Source organism: Hylemonella sp. GW821-FHT12C09 (assembly GCF_058807395.1).
In genome coordinates, this window is sequence record NZ_JBXAQQ010000001.1 from 309,935 (window position 1) to 335,870 (window position 25,936).

The window sequence follows — 25,936 nt, forward strand, 5'->3', positions numbered from 1 at the left end:
TTCCATGCGCTGGTTTCACTCTAGGAAGCGTTGGGGCTTTTGCTACCCCATGAACATGGGGGTCCCCCATGTTCATGGGAGACGATCGCGTATGCGGCATGTGGTCTGGAGTGCGAAGCTGCGGTACAAACATGGCATGAACGAACTCGCCTTCAGCGCGCCCGCCGAGCGCAACAAGCAACCCATCCTGGAAGTGCTGCGCACGCTGCTGCCCGCACAGGGCCGCGCGCTGGAGATTGCCTGCGGCACGGGGCAGCACGTGGCCTGGTTCGCGGCCAACCTGCCGCAGTGGACCTGGCAGCCCACGGACATGTCGGCCGATCTCTTTCCGGACATCATGGTGCGCATCGGCGAAGCGCGGCTGGTCAACGTGCAGCCGCCGCAGCTGCTCAACGTGCTGAGCGGTTCCTGGCCCACCGGGCACGAGCACCATGACCTGATCTACTGCGCCAACATGCTGCACATCGCGCCCTGGGCGTGCTGCGCGGGCCTGATGCGCGGCGCGGCCGGGCATCTCGCCGAGGGCGGGCACCTGGTGACCTACGGGCCCTACCTGGAAGACGAGGTGCCCACCGCAGAGGGCAACCTCAGGTTCGACGCCGCGCTGCGCGCCGAAAACACGGACTGGGGTATCCGCCGGCGCGAGGACGTGGAAAGCGTGGCCCGCGCCGCCGGCCTGCAACTGGCCGCGCGCCACGCCATGCCGGCCAACAACCTGCTGCTGGTGTGGACCCGAATGGCCTGAGCCCTGCGCGACGGCGCGTCCGTTCGTCGTAAGCGCACCGTCTGATAATGCACCCGCGGACATCACGGAATTTGTCGTCTGGTCTTCCATGCTGGGGGGGTTGTTGACCCTGGCGGCGATCGCCGTGGTCAATGCCCTGGCCACGCGCAACATCAATTCCGTGCGGTATCTGATCTTTGTGGTCGTCACCGGGGCCAGCGCCATGATGCGCACCGGCCTGCCCGAAGCGCTCTTTCACGGGGCACCACAGGGCGCCATGGACCTGCTCAAGGTCTGCACCGGTCCGCTGAGCGCTGCCCTGGTGCTGCACTATCTGGGCATCTGGCTGGGCGGCCCGGAGGTGGACCCGGTCACCCACCGCATCACGCACTGGGGCTCGGGCCTCATGCTGGCGGCCGCGCTGGTGCTGGGCCTGCTGGTGCCGCTGACGCCCGTCGCGCATTTCCATCAGCTGCTGAACGCCACCGCGGTCATCACGGTGATCGCCGTGATGCTGGGCCTGGCGACCTCGGTGCGCGCGGCGCTGCTGGGCGACCCGCTGGCACCCTGGGTGGTGCTGGCCGGCCTCTGCCTGACCCTGGAGGTGCTGGGGCTGTGGGTGCGCAGCGTGGAACTGGAAGGCTTCGGCCTGGGCACCTGGATCCTGACGGCGATGTGCACGGTGGCCTACTTTCTGGTCGGTTCGGTGGTGGTCATCAAGCGCATCCGCAAAACCCGCGAACTCGAACGCCTGGCCATGCTGCCCACGGGGAGCGATCCGGCCACGGGCCTGCCCACCGGCTCCGTGCTGCTGTCGGAGGTGGCACACGCCTTCTGGCGCACGGCCCGCCTGAACGGCGAATGCACGGTGGTCTGCCTGCGCCTGAACAATCTGTATGGGCTCGGCGAAACCGAAGGCCGTCTCGTGGAGCCGCAGATCCTGGCGACCATGGCGGCCCGCATCCGTCGCGCCGCCGGGTTCCGCTGCATCGTGGGGCTCTACCAATCGCGCTGCTTTGTCGTGGTGATCTCCGCAGACAAGCGCCGCCAGTACGTCGGGCTGACCGTGGCGCGGCTGCGCAGCCTGGCCGCCGAGCGCGTGACCGTGACCAGCAAGGACGGCACGCATCAGGATTTCTGGCCCCGGGTAGGTGTCGGTGTCGTCACACTCGATCCACGAGGCGCCCATCTCATGGCGACCATCGACGAGGCCGAGCGCCAGGCCCTGGGCCCGCCCCTGCGGCATGGCCGCTCGGAAGACAATATTGTCACCCGGCCCAGCGACAGCCTGTCCACCACAGACAACGCCGCGCTGTAGTCACCGGACACGCACCGGGGTATCCGGCGCGAAGCCCCGTCCCGGCTCTGCTGGCGCGCTTCTTTTTTTGTAGCAAGCAAATCGTTGCTTCCTGCCAACTTCGTCACACTGCACGCACGTGCCGCCCTGGCAGGACAGGGATAATTGCGGCATGGATATGGCAGAGAACACCATCTGGGCCATCATGGCCGGCGGAGTGTTGTCGCTGGTCCTGCTGGCGGCCGCCGACACCGTGGTGACACGCAGCCTGGGCGCGGCGCGCAACATGCTGCTGATCTTCGCGATCGGCAGTGCCTGCATCTTCCTCTCCGGCCTGCCCGAAGCGCTTTTGCCCGGCCTGCCCGAACGCCTCATGATGGCACTCAAGGCGGGCTTTGGCCTGCTGAGCAGCGCACTGGGCCTGCGCTTCCTGGGCATCTGGGCCGGCGGCGACCGTGAGGACTACCTGGTCTACCGCATCACGGTCTGGGGCGCCTACGGCATGCTGATCGCAGCGATGGTGATGGCGGTGCTGGCCACGCTGGTCTCGCCCCAGGACTTCCACGGCCTGCTGATGCTGACGGCAGGGTTCAACGCCATTGCAGTGGTGTTGTGCACGGTGATCGCCGTGCGCGCCGCCCTGCTGGGCGACCCGCTGGCGCGCTGGCTGGTGCTGGCCTGCCTGATCCTGGCCTGCCTGATGGCCGGCCTGTACCTGCATGCCCTGCATGTCCCGGGCTTCGGCCTGGGCCTGCAGGCCCTCACCGCGGCCGGCGCGGTGTTGTTCCTGCTGATCGTGATGGTGCTGATTGTCGTGCGCAACCGCCAGCAGCGCCAGCTGATCCGGCTGTCGCGCCTGGAGATGGGCTGGGACCCGGCCACCGGCCTGCCCACCGGCGCCAAGCTGCTGAGCGAAGTGGAACACGCCTTCTGGCGCACCGGCCGGCTGCACGGTCATTGCGTGGTGGTGGGCATCTACCTGAGCAATCTGTACGAGCTGGGCGACTCCCTGGGCCGCACCAGCGACAACCAGATCCTGGCCGCCACGGCCGCGCGCATCCGTCGCGCGGCGGGCTTTCGCTGCGTGGTGGGCATCTACCACCCGCGCTGTTTCATCGTGGTGTTCTCCGTCGACCGCAAGCGCACCTTCAACGAGAGCTACATCGCCCGCCTGCTGGGCCTGTTGACGCAGCCGCTGCAGGTGGTGGGCAGCAAGGACCAGCGCCAGCCCTTCGTACCCCAGGTGGGCCTGGCCATGCGCACGGTACAGCCCGACCACTCCGTGCCGCAGGACGTGATCGACGCGGTGGAGCACGAGGCCATGGCCCAGGCCCGCCGGCCGCTGACGGCCGACCGCGTCGACACGACCTGGTAGGCCGCAGCGGCAACCCCTGGGCTCCCCGGGGAAATCCCCGTGAAAACGAGGAATAAATTTCGTCAAACCCCGCTGGCATCGCTTCATAATGCCGCATGCCCGTTTCCGAAGTCGCCGTCTGGTCTTCCATGCTCGGGGGTCTGCTGACCCTCTCTGCGCTGGCCATGGCCGACGCGCTGTTCAACCGCAAGCGTGGCTCGCTGCGCAACCTGGTCTTCGTGGTGATCGCCGGCGCGAGCTGCGTGGTGATGAGCGGCCTGCCCGAGGTGCTGTGGCCCGGCCTGCCGCAGTGGCTGCTGCAACTGCTCAAGGGCAGCCTGGGGCCGCTGGCCGGCGCCATGGCCCTGCACTACCTGGGCATCTGGCTCGGCGGCAGCCGCGAGGACCGCACGGTCTACCGCATCACCACCTGGGGTGCCGGCGTGCTGTTCCTGGCCTCCCTGCTGCTGGCGGCCATGGTGGCAGGTGCCAGCCCCGAGGAATTCCGGCAGCTGCTGCTGCTCACGGCCGCAGTCAACATGGCCGCTGCGGTGCTGGGCCTGGTGGCCACGCTGCGCGCCGCCACGCTGGGTGACCCGCTGGCGCGCTGGATGGTGCTGGCCTGCGTGCTGCTGGCCGCCCTGGTGACCGGCATGTACCTGCGCGGGCTCAACGTGCCCGGCTTCGGCCTGGGCACCTGGATCTTCACGGCGACGATCGCCGTGGCGTATTTCCTGGCCTGCAGCGTGCTGGTCTTCGTGCGCAACCGCCAGCAGCGCCAGCTCACCCGGCTGTCGCGCCTGCAGGTCGGCGCCGACCCGGCCACCGGCCTGCCCACCGGCTCGCTGTTGCTGTCCGAGGTCGAGCACGCCTTCTGGCGCACGGCGCGCCTGCACGGCACCTGCACCGTGGTATGCCTGCACCTGCGCAACCTCTACGAGCTGGGCCAGGCGGCCGGCCACGGCGTGGAACACCAGATCCTGGCCGCGATGGCCGCGCGCATCCGCCGCGCGGCGGGCTTTCGCTGCGTGGTGGGCCTGTACCACCCGCGCTGCTTCGTGGTGGTGATCTCCACCGACTCGCGCCATGAATTCGTCAACGAGACGATCGCGCGGCTGCGGGTCACGGTGGGCCGCCCGCTGATGGTGGTGGGCCGCGACCAGAGCCGGCACGACTACCTGCCGCAACTGGGCATGGGCATCGTCACGCTGGAGCAGCCCGGCGATGCCGTGCCGCTGGACATGCTCAACGAGGCCGAGCGCCTGTCCCTGGGCTCGGACGGCGGCAACGTCTCCTCGCCGCCTTCGGTGCGCCCGTCACAGGACGCGATCGACACCGCCTGGTAGGAGGCGGCAGGCCGCACGGGCCGCGGCGCGGATAATGCCGTGCCATGAACCTCCTCACCACCCTCTTCCCCCTGGGCTGGCAGCACTACCTGCTGGGCGGCCTGCTGATCGGGCTGGGCACGGCCCTGCTCTTCCTCTTCACCGGTCGCATCGGTGGCATGAGCACGGTGTTTTCCAGCAGCTGGTCCTACCTGGTGCGCCGGCCGTTTTTCCAGCAACCACGTTTCGTGGACAGCCGCGGCTGGCGCCTGGTCTACGCGGCCGGGCTGATCGTCGGGGCGCTGGTGTGGTGGCTGGGTTTTGCCGGCGGTGCCGCGCAGGGCACGCAGGTGCCAGCCTGGCAGCTGGCGTTGGGCGGCTTCTTCGTGGGCTACGGCGCACGCCTGGGCAATGGTTGCACCTCGGGCCACGGCATCTGCGGCCTGGGCTCGCTGCAGCTGCCTTCGCTGGGCGCGGTGCTGACCTTCATGGCCACGGCCTTCCTGACGGCGAACCTGGCCGCGAGGTGGTTGGCATGAGCGCCGCACGGCCGCCCGAAGGAGTTCGTATCGCAGTGCGCAGCACGGAGATTGCCCAATGAGCACACACCACAACGTCAAGAGCGCGCTGGCCACGCTGGCCGCCGGGGCCCTGTTCGGCTTCGGCCTCTCCTACGCCACCATGGTCAGGCCCGAAGTGGTGCTGAGCTTCCTGCGTTTTGAAGACTGGGGCCTGATGCTGGTGATGGGCGGCGCCGTGCTGGTGACCCTGCTGGCCTACAAGGTACTGCCCCGCTTCCTCAACCGCCCCTTGCTCGGCGGCTACTTCCACACCCATCCCAGCAACTGGAACCGCGACACCGCTGTCGGCGCGGCGCTGTTCGGCGTGGGCTGGGGCCTGTGTGGCGTGTGCCCTGGCCCTGCCATCGCCGGCCTGGGCACGGGGAACTGGGACCTGCTGTGGGCCCTGGGCGGCATCGCCCTGGGCGCACTGGTACAGGGCCTGCGGGCGCGAGGCTGACCCCGCGCACATCACCTGGGTGACAGCGGCGCGGGCCGGGTGCAGGCATGCTCTGGCCAACTTCGGAAGGAACCGCCATGGATGCCACCGCTACCCGTTTCTGCGTCAGCCGCACCGATCTGCACGCCACCCGCCTGCTGCCTGACCCCGACGCCCCCACCGCACGCCCCCTGGCAGAGGGCGAGGTACGCCTGCAGGTCCTGTCCTTTGCACTGACAGCCAACAACATCACCTACGCTGCTTTTGGCGACAAGATGAAGTACTGGCAGTTCTTTCCCAGCGGTGCCGAGGGCTGGGGCTGCATCCCGGTCTGGGGTTTCGCCGAGGTGGTGGAGTCGCGCAACGCAGAGGTGGCCACCGGCCAGCGCGTCTATGGTTACCTGCCCATGGGCCGCTACCTGGTGGTGCAGGCGACCCGTGTGAACCGGCGCGGCTTCATGGACGGCGCGGTGCACCGGCACGAGCTGGCCGCGGTCTACAACCAGCTGGTGTTCTGCGCTGCCGACCCGGCCTACGACCCCGCACGCGAAGGCCAGCAGGCGGTGCTGCGCCCGCTGTTCACCACCTCCTTCCTGATCGACGACTTCATGGCGGAGAACGACTTCTTTGGCGCGCGCCAGCTGCTGCTGTCCAGTGCTTCGAGCAAGACCGCCTATGGCACGGCCTTCTGCCTGGCACGTCGCGCCGGTGGCCCGACGGTGCACGGGCTCACCTCGGCCGGGAACCTGGACTTCACCCGCGGGCTGGGCTGTTATGGCGCCCTGACGCGCTACGAGGATGTGACAACCCTGGACCCGGGCCTGCCCACGGTCTACATCGACTTCGCCGGCGATGCCGGCCTGCGCAGAACGATCCACGGCCATTTCGGCCCGGCCTTGAAATACAGCTGTTCGGTGGGCGGCAGCCACTGGGAAGCGCTGGGCGGTGCCGGCGGCCTGCCCGGGCCACGGCCCGAGCTGTTCTTCGCCCCGGCCCAGGGCAAGAAACGCAGCGCACCGCCGCCCGAGGGCTGGGGGCCGGCGGGTTTCGAAGAACGCCTGGGTGAGGCCTGGTCGGCCTTGATGCGCAAGGTGAACAACCCCGCGCACCCCTGGCTCGTGATCCACACCGACCGCGGCGCCGAGGCCGTGAGCGCGACCTACCAGCAACTGCTGGCCGGGCGCAGCGATCCGCGTGTCGGGCAGATGCTGGCGCTCTGAGGCCCTAAGGGGTGACGCTGGCCGGCAGCGCGGCCTTGGTCAGCAGCTTGCGGAGGTCGAGCAGCTTGGCCTTGAGGCGGCGGTGGTTGACCGGGCCGGTGCGCAGCAGCATCTTCTGCCCGGCACTGAGCGACTGCAGCTTTTCGTCGGAGAACTCGTAGCGGGTCCAGGGGCGCTCGGAGGCGATGGGGCCCTTCACGTCCACCAGGGTCACGGCCAGCGGACCTTCGATCACCGGGGTGCTCAGCAGCTGGTCGATGACGGCGACCAGGCGGTCGTTGAAATAAGCCTTGGGGTAGCCGAGTTCCACATAGGCCTGCTGGAACAGCGGGTAGAGCGAGACGTAGAGCTGCACGGCCTTGCGGCTGTCCACCGATTCGATGAACTGCACCAGGGGCACGTAGCGCTGCCCGTTGTCGGGGTTGATGACCTCACCCTCGCCCTGCTTGAGCGTGGCGAAACGCCCGGCCGTCGGGTGCACGGGCCACATGCTGGGGGCGGCGTGTTCGCGCCCCAGGTTGTCCACCGTGGCCACGGCGCGGCGCACGAAGCTCTCCAGCAGCACGAAGGTCTGCACGTTCTTGCGGCCCACCAGGGCGTTGAGGTCCTGCTGCAGGCGCGCGTCGGACTCGCCCAGGGCGGGCAGCGGCCGCGGGGGCGCCTCGGTGGCCTCGATGGCCTGCACAGGATGGCGGATGGGGTCGTTGGAGGGCACGGGCGAGACCGTGAGCTCCGCGCCGCCGCTCACGGGCTGGGTCACGGGCACCGGCTTGGGCGCAGGCGGCACCGGCTGCGGCCAGAACAGCCAGGCGATGAGACCGACCAGCACGGCGGTGACGAGGAAGGCCAGGGCGATTCTGCTGCTTCTGTTCATGGACGCACGCCGATGCAGGGTTGCGGGACGGTCATGCTAGCACCAGGTGATGGCCGCTCCAAGAGATGTGCGTGTCGATTTGTAATGCGGCCGGTTTTCTGGCTTACCATGCGGGTCAGGTGCCGTTCCGGGACCGCAACCCATGGAGGACTTATGGCCAAAGGTGAACAACGCAGCAACAAGATGGCAAAGAAACCGAAGAAAGACACTTCGCCACCCAAGACATCGACCTCCGACCGCCCGATGCCGCCGGTCACCGCCGTCATTCCGCGCGGCAAGGACAAGAACAAGTAAACCCAGCCAGCCGGTGCCAGCTTGCGCAGCGGACGAGTGACAACAGGGGTAACGCCCACCAGGAGACATCATGAGCCAGCCCTGCAAGATCCTCATCCTCGGCGCGTCCTACGGTTCTCTGCTGGGCATCAAGCTGGTCATGGCCGGCCACCAGGTCACCCTGGTGTGCCTGCCCAACGAGGTGGCGCTGATCAACCGCGAAGGCATCCGCGTGCGCCTGCCCATCAAGGGCCGCGAAGGCCTGGTGGAACTGGATTCGCGCCGTTACCCGGGACAGCTCCTGGCTGCGGGCCCGGCCGACGTGAAACCTGCCGACTACGACCTGGTGGGCCTGGCCATGCAGGAGCCGCAGTACCGCAGCCCCGGCGTGCGCGAGCTGCTCGATGCCGTGGCCAGGTCGAAGGTGCCATGCATGTCCATCATGAACATGCCGCCCCTGCCCTATCTGGCACGCCTGCCCGGCGTGACCACCGAAGCCTGCCGCAACGCCTATACCGACCCCACGGTGTGGGACAGCTTCGACCCCGCCAGCATGACGCTGTGCAGCCCCGACCCGCAGGCCTTCCGCCCGCCGGAGGAACAGGTCAACGTGCTGCAGGTGCGCCTGCCCACCAATTTCAAGGCGGCGCGCTTCGTCTCCGACACGCACACCGCCATGCTGCGCCGCCTGCAGGCCGACATCGAGGCGATCCGCTTCGAGGTGGACGGCAAACCGGTCGAACTGCCGGTGAAGCTCAAGGTGCACGATTCGGTCTTCGTGCCGCTGGCCAAATGGAGCATGCTGCTGGCCGGGAACTACCGCTGCGTGACGCCGCAAGGCGTGCGCCCCATCAAGGAAGCGGTGCACAGCGACCTGGCCACTTCGCGCGCGGTCTACAACTGGGTCGGTGATTTGTGCAAGTCGCTCGGCGCGAAGGACGAAGACCTGGTACCTTTCGAGAAATACGCCGCGGCCGCGCAGGGACTGGCCAGCCCTTCGTCAGCCGCGCGCGCCCTGTACGCCGGCGCGCCGAACATCGAACGCGTGGACCGCCTCGTGCAGGCGGTCGCCGCACAGCAGGGCCAACACCATCCCGCCGTGGACGAGGTGGTGGCGCTGGTGGACGTGCAGCTGGAACGCAACCGCGCGGCCAAGAAGTAAGGGCCGGCCTGCCGGCCCTCAGTAAGGCAACACGAAACCGTTGCGCCCGGCATTGATGCGCAGGGCCGTGGGCTTGCCCTGGATGGCCTGCGCCGTCAGCGAGACACTGGCGCCGGGCACCAGCAGGCGGCGATCGCCGGGGCGGAAGGTGACGATGGGGGCCTCGGGCGGCACGACGATGGTCTGCGTACCGTCCTTGTACTTCAGCTGCAGCCGGCGCCCCGTGCCCAGGGACGAGACTTCGGCCACGGTGGCATTGGTCATGGTGCTCTGGGGCTGCAGGTCGAAGGGACGGTGGCCTTCGCCCGTGCCGCGGGCCGCATCGGGGAAAACGGTGACGGCGATCGCGCGCAGGCTGCCGTCGGCCTGCGGCAGCGCCGCCGTGCCGATGAAACTGCCGGGCTGCACATCGGCCAGGGTGATGGGATAGACCTCGTTGACAAGCAACTTGTCGCTGAGCTGCAGTTCGAACACTTCGCCCTCGCGCGTCTTGAGCACGAGGGACGCCTCCGCCACGCTCACCACGGTACCGCGCAGCCTTACTGCGGCAGGCGCCGTCTGCGCCACGCTGAAGGTGCCCAGCAGGCCGATGATGATGCCGACCAGGACGGGAAGCACGCGGCGTGGGGACACGGACATGGGGACCTCCTAGATGGCTGGGCACAGTCTAGACGGCTTCGCGCCCGCGTGCTTGCAGGACGGCCGGTCCGCGCTTGGGCCGGGGCGGCCCGTCTCAGGGCTGGTAATAGGCCTGCACGGTCTCCCAGGCCACGGTCTGCAGGTGGCGCGCCACTTCCGGGCTCAGGCCGGCGTTGTAGGCCAGGCCCACGGGTGACTTCTTGAACAGCGACGCATACACCGTGCAGGCCGCCAGGTAGGTGCCGGCCAGGCTGGGGTGGCGCTTGTCGGCGACGTAGAGGTTCAGGTCCGGCTTTTGTGCGATGGAACGCGCAAAGGCCAGGCCGGCGGGGATGACGAAGACGTCGTTCTCGTTGGCGGCCTGGGTGTAGGCCTCGGCCAGCTGGGCCGTCATCTCGGGCGCGTCCTGGTAGGCCCAGGACATGAAGAACACGGGCTTGGCGCCGTGCTTGCGCACGGTGTCGCTGTGCTTCTTCGCATAGTCCTTGAACACGGTCTTGAGCTGCGGATGCAGCGGGCATTGGCTGCAGTCCATCATGATGGCCACGTCGAACAGCTTGTCGAGCTTGTTGAAGCTCACCACGTTGTTCGGACCGAAGGAATAACCGCCGATGGCGTTGGGGCGGAAGTAGGAGTCGACGTCGTGCCAGTCGAAGCCCGAGCCGCTGATGGTGACCGAGCTGGCGCGGTGGCGGTGACCCGGCATGCCCTGCGCGATGAGCTGGCCCACATGGCCATGCAGGCTGTTGTTGTAATAGAAGAAGCTGTTGCCGATGTAGATGGCCGAGGCCGGGTTGACGACGCCCGCGTCGAGCACGCGGGGTTTGGTCTGCGCGCCGGCCGACAAGGCGGCCAGGGACAGGCAGGCGAAGGCCAGGAAAGCCCGAAGCCGGGCGGCATGTGTACGGATCATGATGTCTCCTCGTTGTTGTGGTGGGACCGGGACAAGCAAACTCTACACCGTCGCCGCACCCGGGCCGTCTTTACACAGGCGACAGGTAAAAGACGGGCCAAGCCGTCGGCCGGGTGCCGGCCGGCCGCGTTAGACAGGGCATGACGAGGAGCAAGACCATGAAAAGAACGCTGGTTCTGGCCGGCGCCCTGCTCGCCGCCGGCCTGTGCGCCGCGCAGGAACAGGGCCTGGTGCTGTCTTCCACCCCGGTGGTGCAGCAGGTGCCGGTGCCGCGCCGGGTGTGCGGCACCGAGCAGCTTGCGGTGCAGCCACCCCGCAGCGGCGCGGGCGCGGCCATCGGCGCGGTCGCTGGCGGCATCGTCGGCAACGCGGCCGGGCAAGGCTCGGGCGCGGCCACGGTACTGGGCGCCATCGGTGGCGCGGTGATCGGCGACCGCATCGAAGGCTCTCCCCCCACCGAACTGCACGAGGTGCAGCGCTGCAGCGTGCAGACTTTCTACGAAAACCGCACGGTGGGCTACCGCGTGATCTACATCTACGCCGACAAGGAATACACGGTGCAGCTGCCCTACGACCCGGGCCAGACCATCGCGCTGCGCGTGTCGCCGGCGGACCTGGGCGAACCCGGCGCGCCGCCGCCCGAACCCATCGTGGCCGCGCCGGTGTATGCGCCGCCCGTGGTCGTCACACCACCGGTCTACTATGTGCGCCCTTATCCCTATGCCTATGCCTATCCCTACCCGTACTACCGTTACCCGTCGGCGGGGGTGCAACTGTACTTCGGCGGCGGCTACCCGCGGCACGGCGCCCCTCGCCACCATGGCCACGGTCATGGCCACAACCCCGGGAACATAGGCCGGCGTTGAGTCTCGCCGCGCGGTCCTAGGCCGGTGCGGTGGTGGGGTGGACCACCTTGGTATAGGGGTGGGATTCGCCTTCGACCCACCAGTTGGCCCAGTAACGGTTTTCACCCCCCGCAGCATCCGGCTGCAGGGTGAGGAAGTTGCGGCTGGCCTTGATGCAGCGGCCCGTGGCGGGAAACTCCAGCATGCGGGTGGTGATACCGCGGTCGATGTGTTCCTCGTGCCGGGCCACGTGCTCCAGCACGAACACCTCCGTCGCCGAAGAGGTCGGGTGCACGATGCCGCTGCTGGTGAGCTGGTTGATGACACAGGCCTTGCCGCCCTCGCGCGTGGACTCGATCACCCCCAGCGCGGCCACATGCACATCCCCTGAGAGGATGGTGACGCGCACGCCCCGGGCCGCCACCTGCAGCAGGCGGTGGATGAGGCGCAGGCGCTCGGCCTTGTGTGGCGTGCTGGCCCAGTGGTCACGCAGGTCGTCCTCCATCTCCTGCTGGCCCGGCAGCACGCCCAGCACCTTCTCGATCAGATCAAGGCCCGGGTGCACCACGGGGATGCTGCTCATGACGAAGAGGTGCTTCAGACCCCCCGCGGCCTCCTGGGCCGCCAGCCACTGGTAGACGGCGGCCCAGCTCTTCGGGCTGAGCACCTGCTCGGCTTGCAGCACGCCACCCGTGGCCTGCGCGTCGCCCGAGCGCGGGCGGCGCTCGCTGCGCATGTCGAGCACCAGCAGGCCGAGCTCGCCGATGCGCCAGGCGCTGTTGTGCTGGTCCTGCCCCGGCAGCGTGGCTGGCGGCAGCGCGCCCATGGCCTGCCGCTGGAACAGCGCAAAGGCATTGCGCGCCACCTCGAAGATGCCCTGGTAGACGGGGCACTGGTGCTGCTCGACCGGGTAGGAGCCCCAGCCGTCCATGATGTCGTGGTCGTCCCACATCATCACGGTGGGCAGGCGGGCCAGCATGGTCGCCACTTCGGGCTGGGACCAGCGGTCCAGGTAGATGCTGCTGAAATGAGCCTCGACCTTGCGGCGCAGGGTGGCGGTGAAGGGCGCCTTGAAGCGCCTGTCGCGCGGCAGCGCGCACCAGGCCTTGAGTTCGGGGATCACCGCCCACATGGCGTCGCTGTAGACCTGGTCGCCGCCGAGCAGCAGCAGGTGCAGGGGCCCATAGGCCTGGTTATCGACACGGTCCGTGCCCGCGTGCAGCCGGCCCAGGCGCGCCCACAGCGCGTTGGGCTCCTTGACCTTCTTCATCAGGGTCGGATCGGAAAAGCCGTTGCACGAGGCGTAAGCCATCGAGGGCATGGTGGCGCGCGCCGGCACGGCGAAGCCGTGCTGCTCGCCGCCGATGCTGTAGGCCACGTCCTGCGCCGCGGCCGTCTGCGCGACGGCGAACTCGAAACGCCAGGCCGTGCAGCTGCTGCCGGGTACCGTCGCCTGCGCCACCTGCACGGGGCGGCCGCCGGCCGTGAGGACGGGCGCAGGGTCGGCGCTGTCCTGCACCCACAGGGCGCTGATGCGCCACTGCTCCTGTTCGCAGCCGAGGAATTGCAGGACCGGGCCGAGTCGTTTCATGAAGCCTCCCTCTTGAATGATCGCGCGACTTTAGCCGCTAGCGCCTGCGCCGTCATCCCCTGAACGTGGGAGGTGTCGCCATACCGCACAATGCCTCACCCAACACCTTCATGGGAGTGATCCGCGATGAAGTACGCCCTTGCCCTCATCTGCAGCCTGCTGCTGGCCACCACGGCCCAGGCCGGGAACCCGCGCTGCCTGGCCGAGTTCGAGGCCGAATCAGCCCGCATCCAGCGCGAGGCCATGGCCCGCGCCCCGGCGCCAGGCAGCGACACGCGCACGCAGCAGCAGTTCATGGCGCCCATCCATGCCGCGCTGGAAGCCGCAGCGGCCAAGGCCCGGGCCTGCGAGGAAGCCGGTCGGCCCCAACCCGGCAGCCCGACCGCACAGGCCGCCGCAGCCCGCGCACAGCATTGCACGGACATGGCGAACCGGGAGATTGATCAGGCCAGGGCCAGCATGCAGGCACAGGGCCGGCCGACCATGGAGCAACAACGCGCCTACCATGAGGCGGAGGACCGCATCCTGGATGCCCGCGCGGACTGCCTGCGCCGGGCGCGCTAGGAACGACCCCGATCAGCCCAGCGCACGGAACATGGTGCGCCTGGTGTTGGTGAAGTGCGGACGCGCGATGTTGCTCCAGGCGGTGTGGCGCACGGCCAGCCAGGGTGGTGAGCCCAGCACCTCGTCGCTCACCAGGTCGTAGCAGGCCAGCGAGACCGGGCCATGGTCGTGATTCAGACAGCGCAGCGCCAGGATGCAACCGGGCACCGCCGCCAGGCCCGGCATGTGCTCGGTGTCGTACCAGCGCGCGATCTCGTCCATCCAGCCCTCTTCAGGATCCGTCTCGACCACGTAGTGGCAGCTCGGCACCTGCGCGGACGAATGGCCCGGCGCCTCGAAGACCAGTTGCAGCCGCGAGGCGCGGACATCGCGCGCCGCCGCGACATGGCGTTGCAGCAGTGCGGTCAGCGGCGGCAATGCCTGCGCGGGCAGCCGGCTGCCAGCCGGCGCGCGCAGGTAGAGATAGAACTCACCCGACGGCGTACCGGCCAAGCGGTGCAGTTGCAGTGGCACCCGGCTGTCGGCGCACAGGCGCGCCACGGCCGGCCCCAGTTCCGGCACCGCCGCCAGATCCACGCCGAACTGCAGCAGCAGAAAGTCGGTAGGCTGCTCCACGCTCAGTGCCCGATCTGCAGTGCCACCAGGAAACGCGACACCATGTTGTAGGCCGCCGCGGTCGCCACCAGGTCGATCTGGCCCTGGGCGTCGAAGTGCTGTCTGACCTCGTCGTACAGCGCCTCGGGGACATCGACGTCGCGTGTCATGGCATCGGTCAGGCGCAGGGCCACACGCTCGGCCGGCGACAGGGGCAGCCCGGCCGCCAGCGGCACGGCGCGCAGGCCGTCGATGACGACCTGCGAGACACCGGCTTTCAGCGCGTGCGGCACATGGGCGTCGAACTCGTAGGGTGCGCGGTTGAGCACGGCCACGCGCAGGATGACCATCTCGCGCAGGCCGGCCGGGATGCTGTTGCGGTTGCGCACGGCCGAGAGCATCTGCTCCCAGCCGTGGGCGATGGGCGGGCTGTTGAGCAGCACCTGGTACAGCGGCGAGATGCGGCCGCGCTCGGCCTGGATCTGCGCCTCCTGGTCGGCGAGTTCGGGCCGGGTGCCGGGCGTGACGGGGGTGATGCGCATGGGGTGTGGGATCTCAGTCGGGTTGGATGTTCTTGGCCTTGACCACGCGGGTCCACTTGGCCGTGTCGTTCTTCAGCAGCGCGGCCAGTGCGGCCGGTGTGGACGGCGCGACTTCAGCGCCGGAGGCCTGCAGCCTGGCTTTCACGGCCTCGTTGCCCAGTGTGCGCCGCACCGCCTGGTTCACGCGATCGATCTCGGCCGCGGGGGTGCCCTTGGCGGCGAACAGAGCGTACCAGTTGTCGGAGTCCACACCGGGCACACCCATCTCCTCGAAGGTCTTGACCTCGGGCAGCAGCGGATGGCGCCGTGTCGCGGCCAGGCCGATGGCCTTGAGGCGGCCTGACTTGATGTGCGAGATGAGGCCGGGGATGTCACCGAAGAAACCGTTGACGTGGCCGGCGATCACATCGGTGATGGCCGGTGCGGCACCCTTGTAGGGGATGTGTTGCAGATTGATCTTCGCGGCATCGTTGAGCAGTTCCATGGCCAGGTGCGGCACGCTGCCGGTACCGGACGACGCCATGGTCAGCGGCTGGCTCGGGTTCTGGCGGCTGGCGGCAACGAATTCGGCACCGCTGTTGTAGGGCGCATTGGCCCCGACCACCAGCACCTCGACGTTGTTGACCACCCCGGACACCGGACTCAGGTCGCGCTGCGGGTCGTAGGAGAGCTTGCCGTAGAGCGCGGGGTTGATGGCCACCGCGCCCACGCTGGTCAGCCACAGGGTCTGGGCGTCGGGAGCCGAACGCGCCACGTATTCGGCTGCGATAGCCCCGTTGGCGCCGGCCTTGTTCTCGATGATGACCTGGTGGCCCAGCTCCTTGCCCAGCTGCTCACCGAGGGTGCGCGCCACGAAATCCACCGGGCCGCCGGGCGGGAAGGCCACGATGAGGCGGGTGACCTTGGCCGGCTGGGCCAGTGCAGCCCCCGTCAGCAGCAGCATGGCGCAGAGCAGGCCGGCACGGCGCAGGTAGCGATGGAAATTCATGGGGAGTCTCCTCGTTTCATGGATGGTGATGACGCGTTCATGTCGCAGTATTTCCGTGGGCAGCGTGACATCCCAGGCCGCACAGCCGGCCGTTCCAGCGGACGCCGTGGAACTGGCTTCGCCAGGCCACTGGCGTCGTCCCCCTCCAGGGGGAAGGCGCGAAGCGACCCAGGGGGTGTTTCATATGCTTCAGTCGCAGCGCACGGACATGCCGCCGTCGACCACGATTTCGGTGCCGGTGACGAAACGCGATTCATCACAGGCCAGGAAGAGCGCGGCGTTGGCCGTGTCGCGACCGTCGCCCATGAAGGGCAGCGGGATGCGCGACTGGCGCTGCTGCAGCAGCGCCTCGACATCACCGCCGGCGCGCTGGCCCGCGAGCCGGACCTCGACCATGGGCGTGTGCAATTGCCCGGGCACCACGGTGTTCACGCGGATGCCCTGCTTGGCGTACTGCACGGCCAGCACGCGCGAGAACTGGATCACCCCGGCCTTGGTGGCCGCATAGGCGATCTGCGCGGCACCCGTCCAGCGCAGGCCCGAGGTGGACGAGATGTTGACGATGTTGCCGCCGCCCTGCGCCAGCATGTGCGGCAGCACGTGCTTGCAACTCAGGAACACGCTCTTGAGGTTGTGGTCGATCTGCGCGTCCCAGACCTCTTCGCCCATCTCCACCGGGCCGCCCTTGGCCGAGCCGCCCACGTTGTTGACCAGCACGTCGATGCGGCCGAACGCGCTCATGCAACGTGCCACGGCATCCGCGATGGCCTCACCGTGCGTGACGTCGCAAGGGATGCCGATGAAACGCCCGCCCGCGGCGCTGACCAGGCGCTCGGTCTCGGCCATGCGCTCCAGGTCGCGGTCCAGGCCGAAGACGCTGGCGCCCTCTTCGGCAAAACGCACGGCGATGGCGCGGCCGTTGCCCCAGCCGGGGCCGACCGAGCCTGCGCCGGTGACGAAGGCAACCTTGCCGGCGAGGCGGCCGATGGGAGAAGTGGCAGTCTTGTTCATGGAGTCAGTGCCCGAAGCGATAGAAATTCTGGGGGTTGCGCACGAGCAGCAGCTCGCGTTGCGCGGGGTCCGGGGCGATGCGTGCGAGCGCATCGACCAGCGCGCCGTCGTCGGGCACGTGGGTGTGGTTGGGGTGTGGCCAGTCCGTGCCCCAGAGGCAGCGCTCGGGATAACTTTCCAGCAGCAAACGCGCCAGGGCCACGCCCTGCGCATAGGCCGGCGCGGCGGCAGGCTGGGCATTGATACGGTCGATGCCGCTGAGCTTCACATGGAACAGCGGGTTCGCCAGCAGCGCATGCAGGGCCGCGAAATCGGCGTGCGTGGCGCCCAGTGCGGCGTCCACGCGGCCCATGTGGTCGATCACCACGGGCACGGCACTGCGCGCCAGCACCGGCCCCAGGGCGTGCACCAGGCTGCTCTCGAAGTGCACCTGCAGGTGCAGGTTGGCGGCCTTGAGGCGGGGGGTGAGCGCCACGACCTCGTCCACGCTGGCCGCAGCACTCAGGTGTTTCATGAAGTTGAAACGCACGCCGCGAAAACCCGCGGCGGCCAGACGCTGCAGTTCGCTGTCGGCCACGTTGGCGGGCACCAGGGCGACGCCCAGGTAGGCCCCCTGCCCGGCCCGGATCGCGTCTTCGACCGCGCGGTTGTCGAAGCCGTGCACAGCCGACTGCACGATCACGCAGCGGCTGATGCCCAGTTGCCGGTGCAGGGCAAACAGCGTTTCCTTGGGCGCATCCACCGGCGTGAAGTTGCGGCCCGGCGCGTAGGGAAAGCGCGCGGCCGGGCCGAACACGTGCACATGGGCATCGCAGGCGCCGGTCGGCAGTTGCAGGGTGGGCCGGGTGGGCGGGGTCTGGTAGGTCTGGACGGGCATCTGGCGATCGGGCATGTCGCTGATTGTGGTGCGGGCTGGTCACCCTCGAATCAACCATGAATCAATACCAGCTATCCGTAGAATGCATGGCATGAACCTGGCCCGCCTGGAGTACTTCGTAGCCGTGTCCGAGGCCGGCAGCTTCAGCCGCGCCGCCGCCGCCCTGCACATGTCGCAGCCCGCGCTGAGCCGCCAGGTGCTGCTGCTGGAGGAGGAACTGGGGCAGCGCGTGTTCGAGCGCACCGGTCGCGGCGTGCAGGCCACCGAATCGGGCACGGCCCTGCTGGCGCATGCGCGCGGTATCTTCGATCTGGCCGAACAGGCCCGCACGGACATGCGTGAGCGCCAGGCCAGCCCGCGCGGCCGCGTGACCGTGGGCCTGCCGCCGCGCCTGGCCCACGTGCTGACGGCCGACCTGGTCGAGCGCTTCCACGCCCGGTTTCCCGAAGCCACGATGACGGTGGTGGAGGGGCTGAGCATCCGGCTGCGCGAATGGCTGGTGGCCGGGCGCATCGACGTGGCGCTGATGTTCGATCCGCCCGCCTCGCCCCAGATGCAGCAGGAGACGCTGCTGCGCGAACCGCTGGTGCTGATCAGCGTGCAGCCCCTGCCCAAGCGCATGCGCCTGGCCGAGGTGGCACAGCGCCCGCTGGTCATGCCCAGCGGACCCAATGCCCTGCGCCAGCTGCTGGAACAGCACACCCGCCCGCGCGGCCTGCCGCTGCAGCTGGTGGCCGAGGTCGATTCGGTGCAGACGGTGCTGAGCCTGGTGGCACGCGGCGTGGCCGACACGGTGCTGCCGCAGGGCGCCCTGCGCGCCTGGAACTACCCGCAGGCCCTGAACGTGGCGGCCATCCATACGCCGGCCATGCGCAACCAGCTGGTGCTGGCCGTGCCAACCGCCCGCCCGGCCACGCGCCTGAGCCGCCACGTCGCCAAGACGCTGCGCGAACTGGTGGCAGAGCACTTCGGCGCGCCCGCCTGATCCGGATGCCTCAGACGGCCCGCGCACCCAGCGCACGCAACTTGTCCTGCCACTTGCGCACGCCAGCCTCACCCAGCCTGTCCACCATGCCGACCAGCGTATCGCGCACCGGCGAGATGCCGACGAAACCCAGGATGTTGCGCTTGAGCAGGCCCACACCGCGGGCCCGGAAATACCAGCGATAGACCAGGGCCGGCATGCCCATGGTGACGACGATGCGCGCGCTGCGCCCCTTGAGGCCCTTGAACATGAAGGGGTTGCTGCTGCGCTCGGCCGCATCACCCTTGAAGGCAAAACCCGGGCGGGTCACCTGCTCCAGAAAGCCCGGGGGCTCCCTGTCGGGTTTGCAGCATGCGCGTTCGAGTCCAAAACGGGATGATTTGACCGCCAACACCACGCAGCGTGTGCTGTAGCACACGCAAGGGGTTTGGTGGGCAAAGGGCCCGTTTTGGCTCGAACCCGAAGGGGCGTGGTTTTGCGGGCGAGCCGCAAGGCCACGCCGCGCGCGCTGCAAACCCGACAGGGAGCCCCTCGCAGGGCCGGCATGTCGCCCAGCCAGAGCGGGAAGAGGATGACGAGGTGCTGGGCCCAGGCGATCTCGTCCTGCGCGGACTGCAGGCCGGCGGGCAGCGCCGTGTGTTCCCACTCCTGCTGGCTACGCAGCAGGGGAAAGTCGAGCGTCGCGATCTCGACGAAGTGCACCTCGTGGCCGGCGCTGCGTGCGCCCTCGGCATAGGCTGCGGCCAGGGCGTGGCAGAGGTGCAGCGCCGACGCGTCGGGGTGGCCCTGGAGGATGAGGATGCGGCGGCTGTCCATGGATAAGCTCCTGCGGTGCGGACCCGTGATGCTGGCACGACAGCCTACAAGCTTCCATGATCTGGCGAAAATGCTCTGTTTTTCATAGCAAACAGAACTTGCCCCGTGCCGCAACGGGCCTATCGGGTCTTGCCTAAAATGAAAGCGCATTCTCCACGCACCATGAACCCGAACGACACCCCCCTCTTCTACACCGGCCGCACCGAGGCCTTCGACCAGACCTTCGACGCCTGGGCCGACCGGCCGCTGCTGCTCTCCATGGAAGGTGGCGGTGTGGACTGGCCCAGCTCCTGCCGCAACGGCACCTGCCGCACCTGCATCGGCCAGCTCGTCGGCGGCACGGTGCGCTACGAGATGGACTGGCCAGGCCTGACGGCGGAAGAGAAGGAAGAAGGGTATGTGCTGCCCTGCGTGGCCCACCCCTGCTCGGACGTGGTGCTCAAAGAGGGCTACTGAAACCGGCTTTAAGCCAGCACGTTGAGCCGCGTGCCCAGGCTGCCCGAGGTGGCCAGGGGCTGCGGACCGGTAGCAGGCTGCAGCAGGATCTGCAGGCTGCTCTGCTGCATGTCCATGGCCTGGCGCAAGACGTACACCTGCACGTTCTGCGCGAGCCGCGCCGACTGCAACTGGCCGGCGATGGCGATGATCTGGTTGCTGATGCCGTCCATGCTCGATATCGGGTGGTTCCACACCCTTTATCGGCAGACCGGTCCATAACTTGAGGCTCAGGCGTTCAGCGTGCCGCGCAGCAATTCGGGCAGGCGCTCGACCCCCATGCGGAAACCGCAGGCCTGGGCATGGCCGCCGCCGCCCATGCTCTCGGCCAGGGGAATGCAGTCGAAGCTGCGCTGCGAACGCAGGCCGGCCTTGATGAGCCCGCCCTTGCTGGCGCTCCACATCAGGGCAAAAGTGCCGCTCTTCTTCGAAAGCATCTCGCCCACCAGGCTGTGGAACATGCCGGGCGCATTGACCATGAGGCCAGCCTGGCCGTTGAAGACCACGGGCTCGGCGCCGGCGGCGATGTCCTCGCAGAGCTTGCGGAACTTCTCGTCCATGGCCTGGCCGCGCAGCATGAAGTTCGCCAGTTCGTCTTCGTCATAGGACGCGATCTGCGCCCAGCGTTCGAAGTCCATGGTCTCCATGTCGAGCGCGGCGAGGAAACCCGCGCTCTCGGGGAATTTCCAGGCCCAGATGTCGCGGTCTTCGATGTAACGCACCAGGGCGGGCAGCGCGCGGTCCGACTGGAAGAACTCCCAGGCCAGGCGCGCCCCGGACTTGCTCATGTCGAAATGCACGACGCCACAGCGGCAGGCAAAGCCCGTGAGCTTTTCGGCGGCGCTCTTGTGGTGGTCCAGCAGGACGAGCTTGGCGGCGCGCTGCTCGATGGCCGACATGATCTCGGGCGCAAAGGAGAAGTCCAGGATGTAGACCGCGCGGCCCTCGAGCGGCGGCAGGTCGTCCACGGTCTTCACATCACCATGGTCGCAGGGACGGAACTCGGCCTGGCCTTCGTAATACAGCCAGGCCGCCAGCGCAGCACCGAAGCCGTCGGCACAGCGTGCGTGGTAGAGGACCAGCGGCGAGGGATCGTGGCGGTCGGGGTGGACCAGCAGTTGCTGGGGCAGCAGGGTTTTCATCGGGCGGGTTTCCTGGGACGGGCGGCGGCCTGGGGAGGCGCAGATTTCTTGACGGCGGGTTGGGTACGGATATGGCCGGCACTCTGGAGCGCTTCCTTGCGCAGCTGGCGCTCGGCATCGAGCTGTTTGCCTTCGGCCAGCCAGCGCGCGTATTCCTGCGGCGTCTCCAGCGAGATGCGGCCCAGCGCGCCGACGCGGAAGTCGTGGATCAGCAGTTCGGCCGCCTTCTGCAGGTTGACCTTGTTGCCAGCCTGCAGCGCACCGCGGTTGCGGCCGATGGCCTCGAGCAAGGCGTCGCTCTCCTGGGCCGCGACGTCCTTGAGCGCGTACCGCGCGGCCAGCTCGGCCGCGTAGTGGGGCTTGAGGTAGTCCAGCAATTCGAGCGCCACCTCCTGGTCGTCGAAGGCGTTGCGGCCCACGGCTCCGCTGGCGGCCAGGTTGTAGCCGCTTTGCGCGACGATGATGCGCGGCCACAGCATGCCGGGGGTATCGAACAGGTAGAAGCCGTCTTCGAGCACGATGCGCTGCTCGTTGCGCGTCACACCGGCTTCGTCAGCCGCCTTGGCAGCGCTCTTGCCCACGAGGCGGTTGATCAGCGTGGACTTGCCTACGTTGGGGATGCCGCAGATCATGACGCGCAGCGGGCGCGCCATGCTGGTGCCGCGTGTGGGCGCCAGTTCGCGGCACGGCGCGATCAGCCGCTTGGCGGCGTTGCCATCGGTGGTGTCCAGGGCAATGGCGCGCGTGCCCTCGCGGCCGTTGTAATGCGCCAGCCAGAGCGCGGTACAACCCGGGTCGGCCAGGTCCTGCTTGTTCAGAACCTTGAGGCTGGGGCGCTTGGCAGTCAGCGAGGCCAGCATGGGGTTGGCGCTGGAGCCCGGCAGGCGTGCGTCGACCATCTCGATGACCACATCAATGTGCTTGATGCGCTCCTCGATGGTCTTCTTGGTCAGGTGCATATGACCTGGGAACCACTGGACGGCCATGGATTTCGTGTTCTGTGTTTTGGGCAGTAGAGATTGTCGCCGAGACGGCTCGTTTTCTGGATTGGGAACTGCTTTCGTGGCAGGCCGGGTCTCGCCCCGGCGGGCGACTCACTTTCTCTTGCTTCGCCAAGAGAAAGTAAGCAAAGAGAAGGCGAGCCGAAGTCAGGGCCGCTGCGCGGTTCCTTGCGCTGCTCGCAGCGGGCGGGGTCTGGCTCAACGCGCTGCGCTCAAACAACGCCCGCCCTGATCCGCCCGCTGCTGCGCTGCTCAGCCCTGCCACACGGCATGGGGAACCGGACAGCCGGGAACCCAACAGCCGAACCCCACAAGGACGCGCCATGGCGCGTCCTTGTTGTCTTGGGTTTTGGTCTCCGGCTCCCCATTACCGTGAGAGGAGGCGAGTAGCGCAGGCCAGGGCGGAGAAAGAAGTGCAGATGTCTGAGCCCGCAGGGCGAGTTTCTGCACTTCCCGCACTGGCCGAGCAACGCAGCGTGCCCGTGGCGCAGCGGAGGGACGACGAACCCGGCTCGCCTTTTCTTTGGTGACTTTCTTTTGGCGAAGCAAAAGAAAGTCACTGCCCTGCCGGGGGCACATCCCGGCAATGCCACGCAAGACAAAAAGATGCGAGGAACCAGACCGGCAACGATAATCCCTCTATGACGAACCCAGCCAAGCAAGAAGCCCAACTCAGAAAAGCCGACCAGGAGCTGCTCTTCAAAGGCATCGCCATCGCCCTGATCGGCGCAGTCATCCTGCTGGGCCCGTACTTCGCCCGTTCGCCAGCGGTACAGGAACTGCTGACCGGTGGCCAGATCGTGGGCTGGTTCGCCCTCGTCCTGGGAGTCGCCTTTTTAGGCCAGTACTTCCTGCGTCGCCGCGCGCGCCGGTAAGCCGAGCCGCGTCGGCGAGACGTACTGCTGGCGGAAGATCTCGAAAGGCATGGTGTCAGCCGCCTCGATGGCCTTCTGGTCTTCGAGCGACTTGCGTGCCATCAGCTCGTAACGCAGCTGCTGCTGCGGCGTCCACGGGCGGGCCAGCAGGTTCTCGCGCGTCTGCTGCGAGCGGGCCCGCACAAAACGCAGAAAAGAGTTGTCATGCCCGCTGGCCATCTCGGCCAGCACGCGCGCCGATGGCAGGGTCGAGGGAGAGTCCAGGCCGGTACGGGCCGAGGCCAGGGCCGCGCTGTAGTCCGTGCAACCGTGCGCGGCGTCCAGCGCGCGTGCGATGGGCTCGCAGGCCTGCACCAGTTCGCTGCCCCAGTCCTTCAACGTCACCGCCTGGCCTCCACGCAGCAGTTGCAGGCCCGGTTCGCGGCCGCGCGCGGCCGTGAGGTGCTGGTTGCGTGCGAGCTCGGCGATCTCCTGCGGCGTGTCGGGCGGGCTCTCGCTCTGCAGGCAATGCAGCAGGAACACATCGAGGAAACGCATGGTCTGCGCATTGATACCCACGGGCTCGAAAGGGTCCAGGTCCATGAGGCGCACCTCCACGTACTCCACGCCGCGCTCGCGCAGGGCGTGCAGCGGGCGCTCGCCCTGGAAGATGGTGCGCTTGGGACGGATGGTGCCGTAGAACTCGTTCTCGATCTGCAGCAGGCTGGTGGCGAGCTGGATGTAGTCGCCGCCGGGGTTGAGCACGCCCAGGGCTTCGTAGGCCGGCCAGGGCCGCGTGAGCGCATCGTGCAGCGAGGCGGCATAGCCTTCCAGGCTGTTGTAGCTGACGGCCAGCGAAGCCTGCGCGTCGCTCTGGTAACCCAGGCGCCCCATGCGCAGCGAGGTGCCATGCAGCATGTACAGCGCCTGGCCGCCCAGCGACTGCAGTTCGTGCTGGCGACCTTCGACAAAGGTAGGGCACAGGGCGGGCGAGGCGCCGAAGAGATAGAGCAGCAGGAAGGCGTGGCGGCGGAAGTTGCGGATCAGCGCGAAGTACTCCGCGTTGCTCACGCCGGGCAGCGACCAGTTGTAGTGGATGCCCGAGATGGTCTGCATGCGTCGGCCATAACGATGGCCCAGGCCCATGCGATAGACGCTTTTGGCGCGCCCGATGTTGGAGGAACCGTAGCGCCCCAGGGGAATGGTCTCGTCCGTCGGCAGGCCGCAGGGCATGCTGGAAACCCAGAGCATCTCCTGCCCGGCCTCACGCAGGGTGCGGTAGGTGTACTGGTGGGTCTCGGTGAGCTCGTCCAGGCAGGCCTGCACACCGGCATGCACACCGGTGATGAGCTCGAGCTGCGACTCGGAATAGTCGGTGGTGATGTGCGGGTGCGTGAGCGCCGAGCCCAGCGCCAGGGGATGGGGCGTGAGCGCCAGCTTGCCGTCGGGCAGCGCGCGCAGGCTCTCCTTCTCGATGCCACGCCGGATACCCAGCAGGCGCTCGGAGGCCAGGAGAGGGTGGGCGACGGGGCTGCTCATGCGAAAGATCCTGCGGCTGTTCTATTTGTAATCGGACCCGGAAGTTACCATGCCGGGATAAACCCTGCTGCGCGGGGTCAAGACCCCTCCCTTGCCCCGAATGAGCGACCCTCCGAGCACCCTCATCACACCAGGCCCGCTGGCCGACACCCAGGCCATGGTCGCCACGCTGCAGCAGCGCGCCCAGGTCGCCGGGGTGAGCCTGCGCAACCCGCCGCCCCTGCCCACGGGCTGCTGCGGGCGTGGCTGCAACGGCTGCGTGTGGGAGGGGTTCTATGCGGCGGCGGCGTACTGGCAGGAGGAGGCGGAGTTGCGCCTGCAGGGCCAGGACGGCCCATGAACGCCCTCCTCCTCATCAGCCTGGTCTACGCGATCATGAGCCTCGCCACCTATGCCGTCTATGCGCGGGACAAATCGGCCGCACGTCGCAGGCGCCGACGCGTGTCCGAACGCACGCTGCACCTGCTGGCCTTGCTGGGCGGCTGGCCGGGTGCACTGCTGGCACAGCGACATCTGCGCCACAAATCGGTCAAGACCGCTTTCCTGCTGGTGTTCTGGCTCACGGTGCTGCTCAACGGCGCGCTGCTCATGACCGTGGTGTGGCAACTGCCGCCCTAGAATCCGGCCTGCCCCTGTCACACCCCCGAAAGAGAGACTGCCCATGCCCATGACCGACACCCCGAGCTGCGACCTGGTGCTCTACACGCATCCCTGGTCCCGCGGCCAGATCGCGCGCTGGATGCTGGAGGAAACCGGCGCCCCCTATCGCCAGGTCGTCCTCGACTTCGGCACCACCATGAAGGCCCCGGACTACCTGGCACTCAACCCCATGGGCAAGGTGCCGACCGTCGTGCACGGCCAGCAGATCGTGACCGAATGCGCCGCCATCTGCGCCTACCTGGCCGATGCCTACCCGGCGGCCGGCCTGGCACCGCCGCCGGCGCAGCGCGCCGCCTACTACCGCTGGCTGTTCTTCGCCGCCGGCCCGCTGGAGGCCTCGGTGGTGGACCGCACCCTGGGCGTGAAGATCGAGGCAAAGCAGGAGCGCATGGTCGGCTACGGCAACTACGACAAGGTCATGGACACGCTGGCCGGCACGCTGGCGCGCACGAGCTGGCTTGGCGGCCCGGCCTTCAGCGCTGCCGATCTCTACGTAGGCGCCCAGCTCATCTGGGGCATGCAGTTCGGCACCATCCCCAAACGCGCCGAATTCGAGGACTACGCCGCCCGGCTCACGCAGCGCCCGGCCTACCAGGCCGCCAAGGCCATCGATGCAGCGCTCGGCGCGCAGCTCGCAGCGAAGCAGGCTTAG

32 protein-coding genes are annotated in these 25,936 nt (G+C 68.2%); 17 read left to right on the top strand and 15 right to left on the bottom strand.

The annotated features are described in order from the left end of the window. Positions 1–136: 136 nt before the first annotated feature. The 7 genes from AC1RRP_RS01560 (at position 137) to AC1RRP_RS01590 (ending at position 6,919) form a co-directional block, all read left to right on the top strand. On the top strand, positions 137–745 hold the full coding sequence (locus AC1RRP_RS01560) for a DUF938 domain-containing protein (protein ID WP_493032567.1): 609 nt from the start codon (positions 137–139) through the stop codon (positions 743–745). 88 nt (positions 746–833) lie between these two features. After that, complete coding sequence (locus tag AC1RRP_RS01565; protein WP_493032568.1) at positions 834–2,042, top strand: hypothetical protein; 1,209 nt, start codon at positions 834–836, stop codon at positions 2,040–2,042. Positions 2,043–2,193: 151 nt separating this feature from the next. Then, positions 2,194–3,396: a hypothetical protein gene (locus tag AC1RRP_RS01570; protein WP_493032569.1), complete on the top strand. Its 1,203-nt coding sequence runs from the start codon at positions 2,194–2,196 to the stop codon at positions 3,394–3,396. Between the two features lie 95 nt (positions 3,397–3,491). After that, the gene (locus tag AC1RRP_RS01575) at positions 3,492–4,721 is read left to right on the top strand and encodes a diguanylate cyclase domain-containing protein (RefSeq protein WP_493032570.1); all 1,230 of its coding nucleotides are present in this window, start codon (positions 3,492–3,494) and stop codon (positions 4,719–4,721) included. Between the two features lie 44 nt (positions 4,722–4,765). Further along, positions 4,766–5,239, top strand: coding sequence for a YeeE/YedE family protein (locus AC1RRP_RS01580; protein WP_493032571.1), 474 nt, complete (start codon positions 4,766–4,768; stop codon positions 5,237–5,239). Between the two features lie 58 nt (positions 5,240–5,297). After that, positions 5,298–5,720 carry a DUF6691 family protein gene (locus AC1RRP_RS01585; protein ID WP_493032572.1) on the top strand — a complete coding sequence of 141 codons (423 nt, stop codon included), beginning with the start codon at positions 5,298–5,300 and terminating at the stop codon, positions 5,718–5,720. A 77-nt stretch (positions 5,721–5,797) separates the two neighbouring features. Continuing rightward, entirely contained in the window at positions 5,798–6,919 is a 1,122-nt protein-coding gene (locus tag AC1RRP_RS01590; RefSeq protein WP_493032573.1) for a DUF2855 family protein, read from the top strand. A gap of 4 nt (positions 6,920–6,923) precedes the next feature. Here AC1RRP_RS01590 and AC1RRP_RS01595 read toward each other — a convergent pair whose 3' ends face one another. Continuing rightward, positions 6,924–7,793 carry a DUF3014 domain-containing protein gene (locus tag AC1RRP_RS01595; RefSeq protein WP_493032574.1) on the bottom strand — a complete coding sequence of 290 codons (870 nt, stop codon included), beginning with the start codon at positions 7,791–7,793 and terminating at the stop codon, positions 6,924–6,926. A gap of 153 nt (positions 7,794–7,946) precedes the next feature. On the opposite strand from AC1RRP_RS01595, the gene AC1RRP_RS01600 reads away from it, so the two are divergent. Next, complete coding sequence (locus AC1RRP_RS01600) at positions 7,947–8,087, top strand: hypothetical protein (RefSeq protein WP_174252829.1); 141 nt, start codon at positions 7,947–7,949, stop codon at positions 8,085–8,087. A 70-nt stretch (positions 8,088–8,157) separates the two neighbouring features. After that, the gene (locus AC1RRP_RS01605) at positions 8,158–9,228 is read left to right on the top strand and encodes a ketopantoate reductase family protein (RefSeq protein WP_493032575.1); all 1,071 of its coding nucleotides are present in this window, start codon (positions 8,158–8,160) and stop codon (positions 9,226–9,228) included. Positions 9,229–9,246: 18 nt separating this feature from the next. On the opposite strand, the gene AC1RRP_RS01610 is transcribed toward AC1RRP_RS01605, so the two are convergent. After that, a complete protein-coding gene (locus AC1RRP_RS01610) occupies positions 9,247–9,867 on the bottom strand; it encodes a hypothetical protein (RefSeq protein ID WP_493032576.1) in 621 nt (206 codons plus the stop codon). Positions 9,868–9,961: 94 nt separating this feature from the next. Next, a complete protein-coding gene (locus tag AC1RRP_RS01615) occupies positions 9,962–10,780 on the bottom strand; it encodes a hypothetical protein (RefSeq protein ID WP_493032577.1) in 819 nt (272 codons plus the stop codon). Between the two features lie 158 nt (positions 10,781–10,938). Here AC1RRP_RS01615 and AC1RRP_RS01620 point away from each other — a divergent pair, with 158 nt between their 5' ends. Beyond that, complete coding sequence (locus AC1RRP_RS01620) at positions 10,939–11,646, top strand: glycine zipper 2TM domain-containing protein (RefSeq protein WP_493032578.1); 708 nt, start codon at positions 10,939–10,941, stop codon at positions 11,644–11,646. A gap of 16 nt (positions 11,647–11,662) precedes the next feature. Here the strand turns inward: AC1RRP_RS01620 and AC1RRP_RS01625 are convergent, their stop codons facing one another. Continuing rightward, a complete protein-coding gene (locus AC1RRP_RS01625) occupies positions 11,663–13,216 on the bottom strand; it encodes an alkaline phosphatase D family protein (protein WP_493032579.1) in 1,554 nt (517 codons plus the stop codon). A gap of 126 nt (positions 13,217–13,342) precedes the next feature. On the opposite strand from AC1RRP_RS01625, the gene AC1RRP_RS01630 reads away from it, so the two are divergent. Beyond that, positions 13,343–13,780: a hypothetical protein gene (locus AC1RRP_RS01630; protein WP_493032580.1), complete on the top strand. Its 438-nt coding sequence runs from the start codon at positions 13,343–13,345 to the stop codon at positions 13,778–13,780. Between the two features lie 12 nt (positions 13,781–13,792). Here the strand turns inward: AC1RRP_RS01630 and AC1RRP_RS01635 are convergent, their stop codons facing one another. The 5 genes from AC1RRP_RS01635 to AC1RRP_RS01655 form a co-directional block, all read right to left on the bottom strand. Next, positions 13,793–14,395, bottom strand: coding sequence for a hypothetical protein (locus AC1RRP_RS01635; RefSeq protein ID WP_493032581.1), 603 nt, complete (start codon positions 14,393–14,395; stop codon positions 13,793–13,795). Between the two features lie 2 nt (positions 14,396–14,397). Beyond that, positions 14,398–14,916 (bottom strand): carboxymuconolactone decarboxylase family protein, encoded by a 519-nt coding sequence (locus AC1RRP_RS01640; RefSeq protein WP_493032582.1) that lies wholly within the window; start codon positions 14,914–14,916, stop codon positions 14,398–14,400. Positions 14,917–14,929: 13 nt separating this feature from the next. Beyond that, the gene (locus AC1RRP_RS01645; RefSeq protein ID WP_493032583.1) at positions 14,930–15,904 is read right to left on the bottom strand and encodes a Bug family tripartite tricarboxylate transporter substrate binding protein; all 975 of its coding nucleotides are present in this window, start codon (positions 15,902–15,904) and stop codon (positions 14,930–14,932) included. 189 nt (positions 15,905–16,093) lie between these two features. Further along, positions 16,094–16,915 (bottom strand): SDR family NAD(P)-dependent oxidoreductase, encoded by an 822-nt coding sequence (locus AC1RRP_RS01650; protein WP_493032595.1) that lies wholly within the window; start codon positions 16,913–16,915, stop codon positions 16,094–16,096. Between the two features lie 4 nt (positions 16,916–16,919). Further along, positions 16,920–17,807, bottom strand: coding sequence for an amidohydrolase family protein (locus tag AC1RRP_RS01655; protein WP_493032598.1), 888 nt, complete (start codon positions 17,805–17,807; stop codon positions 16,920–16,922). 76 nt (positions 17,808–17,883) lie between these two features. Between AC1RRP_RS01655 and AC1RRP_RS01660 the strand changes: the two genes are divergently transcribed. Continuing rightward, complete coding sequence (locus AC1RRP_RS01660; protein WP_493032600.1) at positions 17,884–18,777, top strand: LysR family transcriptional regulator; 894 nt, start codon at positions 17,884–17,886, stop codon at positions 18,775–18,777. 10 nt (positions 18,778–18,787) lie between these two features. Here the strand turns inward: AC1RRP_RS01660 and AC1RRP_RS01665 are convergent, their stop codons facing one another. Together AC1RRP_RS01665 and AC1RRP_RS01670 are read right to left on the bottom strand one after the other, a co-directional pair. Further along, a complete protein-coding gene (locus AC1RRP_RS01665; protein ID WP_493032602.1) occupies positions 18,788–19,087 on the bottom strand; it encodes an NAD(P)H-dependent oxidoreductase in 300 nt (99 codons plus the stop codon). Beyond that, positions 19,084–19,593, bottom strand: coding sequence for an NAD(P)H-dependent oxidoreductase (locus AC1RRP_RS01670; protein ID WP_493032604.1), 510 nt, complete (start codon positions 19,591–19,593; stop codon positions 19,084–19,086). Before AC1RRP_RS01670 ends, AC1RRP_RS01665 begins: the two co-directional genes overlap by 4 nt. 162 nt (positions 19,594–19,755) lie before the next feature. Between AC1RRP_RS01670 and AC1RRP_RS01675 the strand changes: the two genes are divergently transcribed. After that, complete coding sequence (locus AC1RRP_RS01675) at positions 19,756–20,049, top strand: 2Fe-2S iron-sulfur cluster-binding protein (protein WP_493032606.1); 294 nt, start codon at positions 19,756–19,758, stop codon at positions 20,047–20,049. 8 nt (positions 20,050–20,057) lie between these two features. On the opposite strand, the gene AC1RRP_RS01680 is transcribed toward AC1RRP_RS01675, so the two are convergent. The 3 genes from AC1RRP_RS01680 to ylqF are packed head-to-tail and all read right to left on the bottom strand — an operon-like array spanning position 20,058 to position 22,216. After that, positions 20,058–20,261, bottom strand: a complete 204-nt coding sequence (locus tag AC1RRP_RS01680) for a putative motility protein (RefSeq protein ID WP_493032608.1) — start codon at positions 20,259–20,261, stop codon at positions 20,058–20,060. A gap of 57 nt (positions 20,262–20,318) precedes the next feature. After that, complete coding sequence (locus AC1RRP_RS01685; protein ID WP_493032610.1) at positions 20,319–21,230, bottom strand: DHH family phosphoesterase; 912 nt, start codon at positions 21,228–21,230, stop codon at positions 20,319–20,321. Next, a complete protein-coding gene (gene ylqF / locus AC1RRP_RS01690; RefSeq protein WP_493032612.1) occupies positions 21,227–22,216 on the bottom strand; it encodes a ribosome biogenesis GTPase YlqF in 990 nt (329 codons plus the stop codon). Before ylqF ends, AC1RRP_RS01685 begins: the two co-directional genes overlap by 4 nt. Positions 22,217–22,872: 656 nt before the next feature. Between ylqF and AC1RRP_RS01695 the strand changes: the two genes are divergently transcribed. Next, positions 22,873–23,106, top strand: a complete 234-nt coding sequence (locus AC1RRP_RS01695) for a hypothetical protein (protein WP_493032614.1) — start codon at positions 22,873–22,875, stop codon at positions 23,104–23,106. Here AC1RRP_RS01695 and gshA read toward each other — a convergent pair. Beyond that, the gene (gshA, locus tag AC1RRP_RS01700) at positions 23,068–24,624 is read right to left on the bottom strand and encodes a glutamate--cysteine ligase (RefSeq protein ID WP_493032616.1); all 1,557 of its coding nucleotides are present in this window, start codon (positions 24,622–24,624) and stop codon (positions 23,068–23,070) included. The genes AC1RRP_RS01695 and gshA overlap by 39 nt on opposite strands. Positions 24,625–24,724: 100 nt before the next feature. On the opposite strand from gshA, the gene AC1RRP_RS01705 reads away from it, so the two are divergent. From AC1RRP_RS01705 to AC1RRP_RS01715, 3 genes are read left to right on the top strand one after another with little or no spacing between them, the layout of a single operon-like run. Next, positions 24,725–24,964 (top strand): oxidoreductase-like domain-containing protein, encoded by a 240-nt coding sequence (locus AC1RRP_RS01705; RefSeq protein ID WP_493032618.1) that lies wholly within the window; start codon positions 24,725–24,727, stop codon positions 24,962–24,964. Beyond that, on the top strand, positions 24,961–25,242 hold the full coding sequence (locus tag AC1RRP_RS01710) for a DUF1294 domain-containing protein (RefSeq protein WP_493032620.1): 282 nt from the start codon (positions 24,961–24,963) through the stop codon (positions 25,240–25,242). The genes AC1RRP_RS01705 and AC1RRP_RS01710 overlap by 4 nt, the downstream gene beginning before the upstream one ends. 49 nt (positions 25,243–25,291) lie before the next feature. Then, on the top strand, positions 25,292–25,936 hold the full coding sequence (locus AC1RRP_RS01715) for a glutathione S-transferase family protein (RefSeq protein WP_493032622.1): 645 nt from the start codon (positions 25,292–25,294) through the stop codon (positions 25,934–25,936).